This is a genomic window from Bacteroidota bacterium, assembly GCA_030706565.1.
Classification (GTDB): domain Bacteria; phylum Bacteroidota; class Bacteroidia; order Bacteroidales; family JAUZOH01; genus JAUZOH01.
The window spans coordinates 1-15,976 of record JAUZOH010000046.1 but is presented as its reverse complement, the minus strand read 5'-3'; the positions used below and the strand labels follow the sequence as shown (position 1 = coordinate 15,976).

Below are 15,976 nucleotides of genomic sequence, written 5' to 3'. Positions count from 1 at the left end.
TACTAAACTATCAATTATCTATATCTCCCCAAAGATTATAAATGCTTGGGATAATTATAGAGATGGACAGCAAGGGTCTTGAATCCCTGCTGATCCTGCTTATAATTGACGACCATACCCACAGTGACTTTTGTGGTCTGCGTCAATTGAAATGAAACTTTTGCAGTTGAGAAGGTAGAATACCAAATTGAGTTATTTCCCACAACATTACTATAATCCGGAATAGAATCAAGGTTTGCAGCCACAACCACATAGGCCGGATCTTTTGTACCCTGCCATTTCCAAGGCGAAGGGTCAAAAGCATAACTACCGGCCGGTAAAGTAATGGTCTGATAAATTTTACCATTTAGTATCTGAGGGGATCCCCAACCACATTCCATGTCCATGGTAGCACCATCGCCATCTTTACAGAATCCGCCATTACCGTTATGACTCATAGCGGCTTTATTGGCAATCCAGCTTTGCAGAGTTCCCCATCTTCCGCCCGCATCCATCGAAGAAGCGACAAAAGGACTACCAGGGTTAAGAATATACTTAGAAGTAATGTCATTGGCAGGGCCTATAACCATTGCATTAACATCAAGAATAACAATTGTAGTACATAAGGCTGTATCCAAAGTATATTTGGAAGGATTAGCCAGTTTAACTGCTAAAACCATATATTTCCCGGCATAAGCAGGAGATTTTAATGCCGGAATATCCACAGATAATGAAAAAGTAGCGCCTCTTTGTCCTGCAGGAACAGTGAGTTGAGTCGGAACAGAATACATAGAGGCAGGCATGATCTTATAAGAAGTACTATCCATTGTTTTGTTTAAAAACATCTTTTGTATAGTATCATTATTAACCTGAACATCTACAGAATAAGCATCAGTAGAAGGCCCGGATACAGAAGCTCCCAGTATGATATTTACTTTCTGGTTTTGTTCATCAACCTTATAATTGTAGGTGGATGTGTCTGTCCCGGAGGGTACAGGAAAATTATTATTTACGCCACCTGATTTAAGAATTGCCTGGGGCATATAGATTTTCGAATAACCATAATCTTCTTTGCAAGCATCTTTTTGGCAGGAGACAAAAATGGTTCCTCCTAAAAGGAGGACCATTAATGATATTATCAAATTATTCAGTTTCATTGATTTCAAAATTTAATTATGAACAACATAAAATATTACCATCCAGGATTCTGCTTAAGAATTCCTTTGGATTTACTAATTTCTGACTGCGGAAAAGGATAATAATACATCTTTGTTGCATCAAAAACACGATTTTCAACCTTTACAGTAGTGTAAACAAATTGACCGCTGGTTGCATCCTTGGTAACCGATACGCCCATTAAGGGTTGATTCAATGCTGAAGCCGCATCATTCCATCTAAGCAAATCCCAATAACGATAATTTTCAAAGGCAAGTTCTATCCTTCTTTCATGTTTAACAGCAGTCCGGAATCCCGTCTGATCAGTTGCTGTCACATTGGGCATCTTAACCCCGGTCCTGCCCCTGACTGTATTTAATGCAGCCCTGGCAGTCAAACCATAACCATTATCATTATCAGGTCCATAAGCTTCATTCATAGCTTCAGCATATTCCAACAAAACTTCTCCATAACGGAAAACAATCCAGTTATGGACTACAGTTTGACCTTGAACCAGATTTAGGCCATCATTGAGGAATTTTTTCAAATAATATCCTGTTCTGCTGGCATTTGTATTAGTCATATCATCGGCACCACCCAGAGCTTCATTAATTGTCCTTGAATTCCAGGTACTGTTATTGGTAACAATGGTATATCCCAGTCTTGGGTCACGGTTGGCATAAGGATTTGTTGCTACGGGATCTCCATTGTATTCGTAGTCATCTAGGAGATTCTCAGAAGGAGTAATACCGCTTGCCCCGCCGGCAGTACCGATAGGATAGTTCCTGCTTTCAAGATTGTGGTCAGCAGTGTAACGCAGAGCCCAAATCGTTTCCTTGCTGGTCAGTGCATTATTTTTCAGAAAATAATTCCGGTAATCTCCGTCCAGTGCATAGCCACCGGCACCCTGTCCAAAAACAATTACATCATGCAAAGCCGCAGCAGCTTTTTGCCATTTTGCAACATCATTTGTTGAATTATGCAGAGGGCTTGCGGCAAAAAGTAATGCCCTGGCTTTTAAAGCAAGTGCAGGTCCCTTACTGAACCGGCCGTCATAATTGGTAAAGGATGATGTTTTCCAGTTAACCTGAAGGCTGTCCACGTATGTATCCACTTCATTGACAATAAAATTGATAATATCGTCATAAGAAGACTTTGCTATGATGGTATTGTCGCTAATGGAAAGAGTCTTAGTGACCAAAGGAACCCCACCATAACGTTTTGCTAGTTCGAAATAATACCATGCACGTAAAATATGGGCTTCGGCACGATACCAGCCTATATTCAAAACATCATTATGGTAATTAATCTTTCCTGTTGGAGAAATCGTATCCCGGTTTAACGCCAGAAAGTTCACATAATTTCCGGAGTTTTCAAGGAAATAATTGGCAGCCCGTATTCCGGCATAATAATTGGAATAATAATTATCCGGATTATTATTAGCGTCCCAGCTACCATTATTAAAAACGACGACATTGGAGCTTTTGGATGTTTGTGCAGCTTCATCAGAAACCGGAGCAAACAGGTTATTGTCCATAATGGTAAACTCATTGCGCAAATAATTATAGGGTGCATTAGCCAGCGAGAATAAAGAACTATAGTTAGAATTCATAGTCTCCTCTGTCTGCGAAGTATCAATCTTGGTATCCAGAAAGTCCTTCTGGCAACCGGCGAAAAGGGCTGCGAACAAACAGAGTGAAATTCCAGTATATATACGATGTAAGTTCATAAGCTATGTTTTTAAAAAGTAAGTGAAATACCAGCATTATATGATTTCAATCCGGCATAACCGGATGTAGTCTCAGGATCAATATTATACTTTGAACTGAGGTAGGACCATGTAAATGGATTAACCGCATTCACATAAATTCTTAACTCCTTCACATATATTTTAGAAAGAAGGCCAGCTGGCAGGTTATATCCGAATTCAATGTTTCTCAATCTAAGGAAATCTCCTTTTTTCATCCAAAAAGTCGAATTCCTGTAATTGTTATTATTGGATTGGGTAGTAAGCCTGGGATAGGTAGCAGTTGCCCGGGTATCAATTCCCTTTGAAGGATAATATGCCCATGCATTATTGGCAATCGGATAAACATTGATATTGTTTACAAAAGCAACTGTCTGATAATAAGCCGCAGACAATAGGTTGATGCTGTTCCCGGATACACCCTGGAATAAAGCCGTAAGATCAAATCCTTTATAACCTACCCTGAAATGGAAAGAATAAGTAAGAGATGGGAAAGTCGGCTTACCAATTTTGGTAACATCATATTCATTCACCACTCCATTATTATCCAGGTCTTTGTACTTAATATCACCAGGTTGTACAGCGCCAAATGCAGGAGTAGGTATTCCGTTCTTCAAAGTTCCATCGGCATTGAAATCGGTAACATCATAAAAACCTGTAGCTATAAGACCTATCGGAGTACCAATGGCTCTTCCCGTCGATTTACTAAAATCATTAACAGTAGGAGTTTCTGACTGATAATCGATGATATTCCTTGTATAAGCAGCAGCACCGCCAATTGTATAAGAAACCTGCCCAATTTTATCAGTAAAATCAGCACTTGCTTCAAAGCCCTTATTGGTAACCTTGCCGATATTGGAATAAGGCAAGGTGCCGCCATAAACAGCCATCAAATCGTTGTTTTGGGTAACAATACCGCTGCGTTTATCCTGGAACAGGTCAGCAACAACAGAAAGTTTGTTAAAAAGCGTAATATCAGTACCTACATTGTATTTTACGCTCTTTTCTGCAAATATATCCGGATTGGCAGCGTAGGACATTACAATACCGCCGTTGCCGGTAAGGGAACTTCCAGTATAAAATGTTCCATTGCCCACAAAATATTGCTGATAAAGATAACGCCCCTTGTTGCTTTGGTCATAACCGGTTTTTCCAATGGAAGCCCTGACCTTTAAAAAGCTGATTACCTTATTGTCCTTCAGAAACGATTCATTGGAAACGACCCAGCCTGCAGCTACTGCAGGATAGAAACCCCAACGATGACCTGAAGCAAAATTATCAGATCCGCTTAATCCGAAACTTCCTTCCAACAAATATTTGGAATCATAAGCATAATAAAATTTCCCGCTTACATTTTCAAAATGATAGAAAATATTGTTGCCAAAATTTTGTCCTGAATAATTTGTTCCATAATCAATCGTATAATCGCTCAGATAATAATTGGCAGCAGCCGAAAAACTATGAAGGCCAAATGTTCTGTCATATCCGGCAGTAAAATTGATTTGTTTCCAGTCATACTGGTCAGTCGGCCAGGATCCGTTAGCGGCCAAATCGGTAGTTTTATCGGTTGTAGTCTGGGTACCTTCATAATAACGGGCATAAGATGCTGTTCTGCTGGAACTATTCCTGGTCCATGTATTAAACGAAACCGCTTCATTCATATATAAACCGGGAGTAATAAAATCAAGTTTTTCCTTCAAATTGAAATTAGCCTGTAAAGTACGATCGTGAGTTGAAACCCAGCCCAAAGCTTTCAGGGATGCAACGGGATTGTTCGGGTAAATTGAAGTACCAGACCACATTCCGGTAAGACTATCCCTTACAGGATAAATATTCGACGGATAAACCGAAAGGTTTTGCCAAAGCGAAGGTCCATCAAAATTAGGGTATCTTCTGTCTTCTATTCTTCCACCTAAATCAACCTTAGCCTCAAATATCTTGAAAAAGTTAAAGTCTAAATTGGTGCGAAGGTTAAAACGCTGGATCTGCGCATTAGAAGTGCGGTCTCCGGTGGTAACATCATATAAACCTTGCTGCCTCATATAATCCAGAACCACATTATATTTTGTAGTAGGATCGCCACCGGTAAAAATCAAATTAGCATCTGTATAAGGCCCATTTTTTCTAAGCACCTGATCGTACCAATCCACATTTGTACCTTTGCCATTCTTATAAGCCTGCAATTGATCATCCGAATATTTCGGAGTCCATACAAACTGATTTCCATTCAATGAATAATTGTCATTGCTGATGGCTTCGTTGTACAGCCTGGCATAATCATAAGCCCCATAAGGTTTGTTGATATTAATAGCCTGCTGAACACCACTTACCACACTTGCAGTAATTCTAGGTTTGCCAACGGTTCCCCTTTTGGTCACCACCCAAAGGACCCCATTGGCACCTTTCATCCCAAAAGTAGCCAGAGAAGCTGGATCTTTTAAAACGGTGACACTTTCTATTTCTGAAGGAGAAAGATACTGAAAATAAGAGGAAGTGGTTTGAAAACCATCCACATAGATAACCAGGCTTGAATTGTCATAAGTTCCAATCCCCCTGATATTCAAAGAAGCGCCGTCATAACCCGGTTCTCCGGAGCCCTGCCTGACGGTTAATCCCTGAAGTAATCCGTATAAGGTATTGGTAATGTTTGGAACAGGAGTTTTAGCCAAAGTCGATCCACTTACTGAGGAAATAGATGTAACAGACCGGGTATTGGGGATATTGACATAAGGTTCCTCAACCTTGGCCTGCTCCATTACAACTTTAGAAGTATCTGTTCCGGTTATAGGGGCTTTTACCTGAGCGCTCAAGGAATAAGTGCAAATAGCGCCGGTTGTAAATAGGAACCCCAATAAAGAATATATTTTATTTTTTTTCATATTATCGAAGTTAATTTGTGAAAATTATTGATCACCAATTAATATCCCGGATTTTGAATCAGGATGCCTTTGTTGATTTCACTTTGTGGAAAAGGATTTAGATATTCCTTTGGAGCCCAAAATCCCTGATACAACACAAAGTCATAATAGTTGACGTTATTGGTGACATAGGACCCTTTCCCATTGTTATAATTAAATCCACGAATAGGCCCGCCAATAATTCCATTGCCTATGTTGGCAAGCATCCAGTGTTTGACATCGTGCAGGCGGTAATTCTCATCAAAAAATTCAACAGCCCATTCGCGTTGAATGAGGGCACGCAACTTTGTCTGGTCTGTTTCGGTAATTGCAGGCAAACCCGCACGCTGATGAATCTTGTTTAATCGGGTAAGAGCCAATTGCGTATTCTGCGCACCGCCCATCTCGTTATATGCCTCGGCGGCACCCAAATATGCAGCAGCCAGACGGAATACCGGGAATTCGAACCATGACCGGGTACCTGCTTTATAATAAAATTTGGTTACCTCAGCAGCACCCTGGCATGACCATTGGAACATTTTTTGAGCGCTCCAGTAGTTATCGCCCGGATTATTCCATGCATCAATTTGCCAGGCCTGGAAACTAGCCTTAAACCGGGCTTCCATCTGGTTCATCTTGGTTACGTAATCAGAAAAATTCGTTACAGTAGTCGTATTCGGCCAAACCTGATCTGTACCATCATTTTTATAATAATTTTCCAAAAAATTGGTGGTCAGTAAATTTCCATAAGCCTGCCAGTTGTGCATATTATAAAACATGTTCATTTGCCAGGAATTATCGCACTTAAAAGCAAGCAGCACTTCCGCATTATCCGGTGTAGAAGTTGCTGTTCCGTAATCATCCAAAGGATTACCAGTATTAATCAACTGGAAACCTCCATTGGTCTCAGCTTCAGAAATCACAGCATCATTAGCAGCAGCTGCTGCATCCCATCTTTTTGAATCATAACTTCCAAGACAAATTAAATTATTGTGGTTCCCAAAGTCCAGGTAAGGCGTAGCCGAGTTAAACAAAGGCCTTGCTGCATACAATAATGCCTTAGCCTTGATTGCCAGGGCGGCTGATTTTGTCATTCTTCCATGCCAGGTAGCCGGCCAACTGGAAGGAAGTACTTTTACCGACTGATCGCACCAATTGACAATAGAATCAAGCACCTCTTTTACCGAATTTCTGGGAATAGCCAAATCATCAGTAGGAAGAAGGCTTTTCGTTACTATGGGAACGCCTCCAAATTCAATCAGCATCTGAGTATAACGATATGCGATCAATGCCTGCATCTCGGCTCGTACTACAGATTTGTCGGCATCTGACATATCATGTACCTTGGCTATGTTTTCTTTCACCAGATAAGCCTGACGGAGCATGGTATAGTTTGTATTGAACCCATCCATATCTTCAGAATTACCGGAGGCTGTGTAACCATTGATAATCATATTTCTTGAGATGGTCCATGAGAAACCATAATTCAATTCACCGGATAAGTTAGCACTAAGCATTGCATTCCAGTTGCCCTGATATGGCAAACCTTGTGAAAGAATTTTCTGATAAGCCGAAGCTATTGCACTTTGGGCTTTGGTAGTAGTTGAAAAGACAGAGTCAATCGTCGTAGAACTGGAAATTGGCATCTGTAAAAAGTCCTTTTCACAGGCACTTAGCAATAACATGATAAAACAAGTTACTGCAAGCAAGGATTTATATCTTATTTCTTTCATTTTCAATCAAGTTAAAAAGTAATATTAGCCCCAATGTTGAAGGTTTTTGTTACCGGATAAAGATATCCCATGTTGTTTTTACCCGTATCAGCCATTTCCGGATCTATACCTGTAGCCAGTTTGGAGCCCCAGGTAATCAAATTGTTCCCGTTAACATACAGGCGGAAACTGTTAATTCCTGCACGCTTGATAAATCCGGCCTGTTTAGAAAAAGTATAACCAATTTCCAGATTTTTCAGTCGACGGAAATCATTTGATTTCAACCAGAAATCACTAAAAGTATTATTGGGCGCGCCTCCACTAAAAGAAATCTCAGGGTAAGAGATTTTTTCTCCTTTGGCATATTTATCTGCTGTCCAATGGCCATCATAGGCATATTGTAAAACTTCACCTACATTTTTCGCAAAGGGAGTTCCCAGGATATATCCGTTCTGTGGGAAAGAACCTTTAGCCGTTCCAATAATCAGTGCATTTACATCAAAACCTTTATAGGAAAAACCAATATTAAAGTTATAGGCTATTTCCGGCACATTGGAATAACCAATAGGAACAATATCCTTGTTATCAATTATTCCATCACCGTTAATATCCCTGAATTTCAAATCGCCCAATTTGGCATTGTTACCAAAAGTATTATAAGGCCTGTTGCCCAATTCTTCCTGACTATTGTAATAGCCATCCGTAATTAAACCTTTGTACTGTCCAATTGAATAACCCGTAGCGTTCATCCAGGGATAAGGATAGGGGGCTTCGGCTTCATATTCAATTTTATTCTTCGCAAAGGAGAAATTAGATTTAATGAAATAGGAGAAATTGCCAATCGCATCATTCCAGCCGGCTTCTAATTCAAATCCTTTGTTGCTGACTTTCCCGACATTGGCCGGAGGTACATTTCCTGAAGAAACTCCATAGGTACAAGGAATTGTTCCTAGAGTAACCAGGATATTATCACGTTTTTCATTAAAAATAGCCGTAGTTACAGACAATTTGTCATTTATAAATTTGAAATCGCCTGCAATGTTGGTTTTCCTTGCACGTTCCCAGGTAACATTGGGATTGCCCAGAGCGGTTTCCTGAGCTGGAGTATAATAAGGATTAACACTGGAACCATTACTGTTTCCGAAATAATATCCATAACCGCTGTATGCCCAGGTATTAGGCAGATAAAGATAACGTCTGCTGTTCAACTGATCATTACCTACTTCCCCGTATGATGCCCGGAACTTAATTAAAGTCACATATTTGTTTTTGGGGAACCAGGATTCATTGGTAACAATCCAGCCTGCAGAATAAGCAGGGAAAAATCCGAAACGGTTATTCTTGGCAAACTGTTCAGTACCATTATAACCCAGGTTAATTTCAGCCAGATAACGTTCTTTGAAATTATAGGTAGCACGTCCAACCAAGCCCATTAAACCGGAAGGAGTATTATAAGACATTCCATTGGATGTATATTTCTGGGCATTTCCAAGAACAAGACCGGTGACCGTATGACCGCCAAAAGTCCGGTCATAATTCAGGGATGCTTCCAGATAAATCTTTCTCCAGGATGAATTATCGACATTGTCTGCCGTATAAGTCGGGCTTTCAGAACCTCCGATAAATATGATTTCATTAGGATTAGAAGGATTACGCATAGCACTATACTGAGGTACACTGTTTATCTTTTCATATCCTTTAGTATAGCTATCATCATAAGCGAAGGAAGCCTTGGCACTTAAACCTTTGGTCAGATAATTCATCGAATGTTTTAGGGACAAATTTGCAGAAAGTGTGGTCACATAATAAGTACGAGTTCCTGCTGTAAGTAATTGAGCTAAAGGAGTTGCACCTCCGCCACCTTTACTTCCTATAGGATTGGTCGCATCACCGCCTACCCCTATGAAACCGGTAACAAGATGCCCGTCAACAATACCGGGGCCTGAAAAAGGACTGCTTTCCAGTATGTTTTGAATAATATTTTGATATCTGTTGCCGATATCGTTTCCACTATTGTTGGCACCCGGGTAAGTGGAAGCTGAAGACTGACCGGCAAGGTTAAAACTCATGTGCAAATTTTTAATTACATCTATATCAAAATTTGAACGGAAATTATAACGTTTATAATCGGCATTGGTATTGGAACCGCCATAAGAGGTATGGGTCAAAATACCTTGCTGATTAAAATACCCCAGAGAAGTAAAATATTTTACTTTTTCAGTTCCACCCGAAACGTTGAGATTATATTGTTTCTGTTTGCCAATTCCGTCAAACTGGTCCTTATAATAATTGTGACTGGTATAATAAAGGGCAGGGCTGTTATTCAATTCAGCCTTTTCAGCGTCAGTGAGGCTCATACCAGCAACTTCAGCGGGAGTATAGTCTCGGTTATTCTGAAATTTCCAAAGTTCGTCAGCAGAAAAATAAAGATTATCATAGCTGTGGTCGCCAAAAGTTTGGGCATTTTGTATTGCTTCATTCCTGAGTAAACCGAACTGATATGAATTAATAGTTTGCAACAGGGAAACAGCTTTTGTAAAACCCTCATTGGCGGTAAAGCTGAAGGAAGGTTTATTTAATTTTCCCCTTTTGGTCGTAATTATGATTACGCCATTAGCCCCCCGGATACCATAAACGGCTGTTGCCGATGCGTCTTTCAGGACACTGATGCTTTCAATTTCATGAGCATCCATTGCATTCAATAAAACATAAGGTTGCTCAGCAGGCTGCTGAATTCCGTCAATTACGATCAAAGGATCCTGGCCGTTAAGTGTGCTGATACCGCGAATATGAATGGTGGCTTCATTTTGTCCGGGTTCTCCACTGGCCTGAACGCCACTCACACCCGAAGTACGGCCAATTAACATGCTGGATATATTTGCAACCGGCGTCTGGGCAAGGTCTTTACCTTCCACCTCACTGACAGCACCGGTTAAAGTGGCCTTTCTTTGAACGCCATAACCAACAACCAAAACTTCAGATAATTTTTTAGCCTCTTCTAATAATTTGATATCAATCTTTGTCTTATTTCCAACTTTTATAGATTGACTGGAAAATCCAATCATAGAAAATACAACTGTTGCATCCTTGTCTTCAACAGTTAATGAATATTGGCCATTATCATCGGTCATGGTTCCCTTGGTGGTACCTTTAATAACAACACTAACGCCAGGTAAGGGATTCCCCTCGGCATCAGTAAGAGTACCCGTAATTTTATGCTGCTGAAGTAATACTGAATATCCGGTCATTTTAGCAGCAAAGAAAGAATTCACGTTCTCTACAGGAACACGATTTTTTATTGATACAAGTCCTTCACTTTTCGAATACGAACTTGCTAAAAGCGTAAACACTCCTGCGAAAGAGAACAGAAACGTTAATTTCATAATTAGTAGTAGCCTCCTAATGAAATTATAATCGCCCGTTTTTCCTTTTCGTATAAAAATCATAGTTTTTATGTTTAATGTTAGACATTTTAGATGGATTAAATGGATTTGCTTTGTCCATCAGGCAAAATTTTAAGCCGGCAAACGAAATAAGTATCTGCCGTTTTTGATTTGAAAACATGTTGTGAGTATGTACCATAGGCAAATTGTTGTTTAAAAGTTAGTCAGTGAAAATAATTTTTAAATTTTTGTTGCTATCCTTTCCTGTTTAAACCCATTTAAAGCAGTGTCTAATTACGATTTCTGCCTTTTTAACCCACAATTTCCTTAGTCGATTCTGTGGGTTTGAAAAACCAGTTGAATTAAATTTTAGTTGTTTTACCTTTACAAATGAAATGATCAAAACCAAAAAGCAAGAGGGGTATTTTCGCTTTTTAGGGGGGATAAATTAATATTCAGGAAGTTTAAGAAAATGGTTAACTATTTGATTATATGCTCTTTAACTTCCAACATAGACATAAAAACTCTTTTCTACGCTTTCCAGAGAAATAAAGAGCAGAAAAGAATTGTTTATTGTATGACTTATCAAGTCCTACGATTAATTTCTGATTGAGGTTATGATTTAACTACCTCAGGATCAATCATGGATCCTTTATTGAAGGGTTTTCTGAACTTTTTGACGTATTCCGAAGGATTCATCCCAAATAAAGAATGAAACTGTTCCCTGAAATACTTGACATCGCTAAAACCGGCATTGAATGCAGCCTCATTTACATTATAGTCTGTACTAATTAAAATTTCTGCAACTTTCCGTAGCTTAATAAACCTGATGAATTCATTTACAGAACGTCCGGAAATAGTTTTGATCTTTTTATAAAGAGAAGAATGGCTCATACCAATTTCCTCGGCTAATTTCTTTATGGAAAAATCGGTATCATCCAAATGGTTTTCAATAATCGAAATGCACTTTTTTAAAAATTCGCTGTACTCGGATGAGATCTGAAAATTATTAACCTGTAAAGTAATTTCATTATAGAAATACCGTTGAAGATTGTTCCGAGTTTTTAATAAACCCGATACACGGGCAATTAATATATCTTTCTCAAAGGGTTTTGTAATATAATCATCTGCCCCTTCCTCAATTCCCTTTAATTTCAGTTCGTCGGAAGTGCTTGCAGTAAGCAATATAAATGAAATATTATTTAAAGAAGGATCTTCTTTAATTCGATGGCACAATTCGATTCCATTCATACCTTCCATCACTACATCACATAACACAATATCTGGTTGATACTTTTTTATAAGATTATAAGCACCATCGCCATTATTTGCCTCATAAACGATGAATTCCTTTTCGAAAATTTTCTTAATATACCCCCTGAGATCATCATCGTCATCTGTAATCAACAGAACAGGTTTCTTGTTAAATAATTCCTTATTGAGCTTTGAATTTTCATTTTCGTTCAACCCATTATCAGACTTTTTCACATTGTCCTGATCAATCATCTCTTCAAACAGCTTGGATGATTGGAAGACCTTATTTGAAACATCTGCGATTGAAAAATTTGCTTTCCCTTTTAATAAGGTAACCTTGAATTCTGTTCCTTCCCCTACCTTGGAAGTGTAGGTCACGGATCCTTTATGCGCTTCTACAAATTTCTTGACAAGATAAAGGCCAATGCCGAATCCGCTTTTTTGATTGTTGCCTTCAGCCCGGTAAAACCTGTTAAACAAATCATTACCTACCTCTTTAGGAATGCCACAACCGGTATCCGAGACCTTAATAATCACCAAATCCTCATCCTGAGTAATTCTTAGAGAAACCTTGCCACCTTCCGGGGTATATTTGATGGCATTGGTAATCAAATTAAAAAGTACAATTTCTATTTTTTCCCTGTCTGCATAAATTTCAGGAACATCTGAATCATTAATAAAATCATACTGGATATTTTTATCTTTTGCCTGTTGTAAAAAGCATAAGTAAACTTCCTTGCTTACATCGACCAAATTCAAACGAACAACTTTCAAGGTGTCCTCATTGCTTTCGGTTTTGCTGAAAAGGAGTAATTGGTCGACCAAACTCAACAAGCGTTTTGAATTCCGGTACACAACCGAGAGTTCGCCGTTGTCTATCATTTTCCCTTTGCTATATAATATCTCTTTAACAGGATTAATGATTAAGGTAAGCGGGCTCCTGAACTCATGAGCAATATGTGTAAAAAACGAGATTTTCTTCTCGCTTAATTCCCGCTCCTGTTCTACTTTTAAATTTGCCAGTTTAATTTCATATTCTGCATCAGCCTGTTCTTTCCTATAAGAAACGAAAGTGTAGATACATCCTGTTAATGCTAATATGTAAAAGAAAAAGGCCCACCAGGAACGCCACCAGGGAGGAAGGATACGAATAGAGATAATCCTTTCCCCATTATTCCAAACGCCTTCGGCATTGGTCGATTTAATCCTTAAAGTATAATGGCCTTCCCGCAGCCGGGAATAATTAATCGTCCCAATACTTCCCGAATAATTCCAATGTTTATCCCAACCTTGGAGATAATAAGCGTATTTTATTTTGTCGGGGGCCGTATATTCAGGGGTCACAAAATCGACCGATAAAATTGCCTTATTATAAGGAATTACAATCTTATTGACAGTAAAAATATTTTGTCCTTTTGCAATAGAATTATTTTTTTCAAAAGGTACATTATCAATACGCAGGCCGGTAAGAATCACTTTCGGATTACAAACATTCGGCGTTATTTTTTCAGGATAGAAAATATTGAAGCCCTTAATTCCTCCAAAAAGGAATTGACCCTCCCGTAAGGTCAAAGCAGCATTGTAATTAAACTGATTACTTTGCAAACCGTCAGATTCATAATAATTTTTAAACTTTCCACTACGAATATTGAATTTCGAAAGTCCATAAAATGTACTGAGCCACAAGTTGCCTTCCTTGTCCCCCAAAATATTTAAGACCGAATTATTGCACAATCCCTCATCATCTGCATAACGCAAAAATCTACCCGTTTCCCGGTCAAATTTTAAAAGTCCTCCGCCTTCCGTTCCAACCCAGAAATTTTTATAATTATCTTCATATATAGCCCTGATGCCATAATTTATATTGTAAATTTTATGCCTTTTGTCTTTCCGGTCGACCTTAATCAACTGGGAATAGTTACCTGCCCACAAAACACCTTCTTTGTCTTCCTTTAAAGTCAGAATATTTTTAAGGCTAATGTCAAAAAGCTCAAATTTATTACTGCTTCTGTTAAATTTATATAATCCGCCATCGGCGCAAGCGCCTGCCCACAGATTCTTTTTGCTGTCTTCATATAAACTCCAGACATCAGCATCTTCACTATTTGATACAGGATTCTGGCAACGGTAACGGACAAAAGAATTAGTCTGCCGGTTGAATTTATTAATTCCTCCGCCATAAGTAGCCAGCCAAATTTGTCCCTGGCTATCCTCAATAATCCTGACTACATTATTATTGCTCAATGAACTGCTATTGCCCGGATGATGGGTGTAATTTTTGTAAATGTTTGATTTTTTATTCCAATAACTCAGCCCATCCCCATCGCTTCCAATCCATATATTCCCTGATTTTTCTTCACAAAAGGACAATATAAAATTACTAATCAACGTATTTTTGCTTAGGGGATCCCTTGAGATGGTTGAAAAACGGTCCTTCTTTTGGTCGATAATGTTTACCCCACCTCTTAAGGTACCAATCCACATTCTCGAATCTTTATCCTCATAAACCGCATAAACTGCCGAACTGGTCAACGAATATTTATTTCCACCGGCAACCATATACCTGAGCTGATTGTTGTTGAGGTTTAAAATATCTACTCCGCCTCCGTCAGTAGCAATCCATAATTCACCGGCCCTATTCAGGCACATATCGACAATCTGCTTTCCTGAAGATGAACCGGAACGGTCTTTGTAAAATGTAAATTTTCTCTGTTGTATATTAAATTTATAAAGCCCATCATTGTTTCCCAGCCATAAATTACCTTTTAAATCAGGTTGAAGACAATTTGCAGTTTTAATCTGGCCATTATAGGGCAATACAAATCCGGATTTATCATCATAATAAGCGATTCCCTCACCCTGGATAAACATCCACAATTTGTTCAACCTGTCTTTACGAATAGACTGTACATGATAATCTGAAATGACGACATGGCTGTAGGTATAGAAAGGAACTTGTTTGGTTGCGCCATTTAGGGTATGCAACAACAACCCGTTCCCCGCCGTTCCGATAAAGAAATTACCTTTTTTACCCTTTGCAAAACAATTAACGGGCCATTTCAACTTTTGAGCCGCTTTATCTTTATAGGGCAGGAAATATAAAGGTGAGAATAAGGAAGTATAATTGCTGTATATAACGCCACCCTGTTTAGTCCCCACCCAAATATTACCGGCCTCATCTTCACCTATTGCAGTAATCCTGTTGCTTGAAAGAGAGGTGGAATTATTTAGTTGATTTCTGAATATTTTAAATTTGTTGCCATCATAACGGTTAAGCCCATCAAAGGTACCAAACCACATGAATCCGTGACTATCCTGAAAGATAGAGGTTACCGCATTATTGGAAAGTCCATGTTCAATTCCCAGATACTGAACCGAAGAGCTGCAAAATGACTTTGTACTTATCGAAAGAAAAAGGAAGAAGAATACTATGTAATGCTTTCTCATACAGTTAGTTACTAAATACAAAAGAGAACAATATCAAATTTTTCAAAAGTAGAAAAATTAATTAAATCTTATTATCAAAATAAAATAATGACAAATTTTCTGATTAATCGATTGACCAAATTCATAAATTTCATCTAAAATTTCATCCATATTTTAAGGCTACAAAATACCCGTGATAATGATGGCAAAAAAATAATAATTCTTATCTTCCAGCGATAAAGTTAATACACACTAAATAAGAAGGTTATCTGTAAATAACTTATCTTTATAAAATCTTTATGCCCTTCATATTATTCTTTATACCCTCATTATAACTAATTCCTGAACTTTGTATCGAAAAAATAGGAAAGGAAGAAATGAAAACTTTAGTAATAATATCCCTTATGACTGGAAATCATGATT

General features: G+C 38.5%; 6 protein-coding genes. All 6 read right to left on the bottom strand.

Annotated elements, in window-relative coordinates; all coding sequences use genetic code 11:
- Nucleotides 1-35: 35 nt before the first annotated feature.
- Nucleotides 36-1,136: a DUF5013 domain-containing protein gene (locus tag Q8907_04235; protein MDP4273468.1), complete on the bottom strand. Its 1,101-nt coding sequence runs from the start codon at nucleotides 1,134-1,136 to the stop codon at nucleotides 36-38.
- Nucleotides 1,137-1,171: 35 nt separating this feature from the next.
- A complete protein-coding gene (locus Q8907_04230) occupies nucleotides 1,172-2,863 on the bottom strand; it encodes a RagB/SusD family nutrient uptake outer membrane protein (protein MDP4273467.1) in 1,692 nt (563 codons plus the stop codon).
- Nucleotides 2,864-2,874: 11 nt separating this feature from the next.
- Nucleotides 2,875-5,760, bottom strand: a complete 2,886-nt coding sequence (locus tag Q8907_04225; GenBank protein ID MDP4273466.1) for a SusC/RagA family TonB-linked outer membrane protein — start codon at nucleotides 5,758-5,760, stop codon at nucleotides 2,875-2,877.
- A gap of 38 nt (nucleotides 5,761-5,798) precedes the next feature.
- The gene (locus Q8907_04220) at nucleotides 5,799-7,511 is read right to left on the bottom strand and encodes a RagB/SusD family nutrient uptake outer membrane protein (GenBank protein ID MDP4273465.1); all 1,713 of its coding nucleotides are present in this window, start codon (nucleotides 7,509-7,511) and stop codon (nucleotides 5,799-5,801) included.
- An 11-nt stretch (nucleotides 7,512-7,522) separates the two neighbouring features.
- Nucleotides 7,523-10,873, bottom strand: coding sequence for a TonB-dependent receptor (locus Q8907_04215; protein ID MDP4273464.1), 3,351 nt, complete (start codon nucleotides 10,871-10,873; stop codon nucleotides 7,523-7,525).
- 615 nt (nucleotides 10,874-11,488) lie between these two features.
- Entirely contained in the window at nucleotides 11,489-15,574 is a 4,086-nt protein-coding gene (locus tag Q8907_04210) for a two-component regulator propeller domain-containing protein (GenBank protein ID MDP4273463.1), read from the bottom strand.
- Between the last annotated feature and the right edge of the window lie 402 nt (nucleotides 15,575-15,976).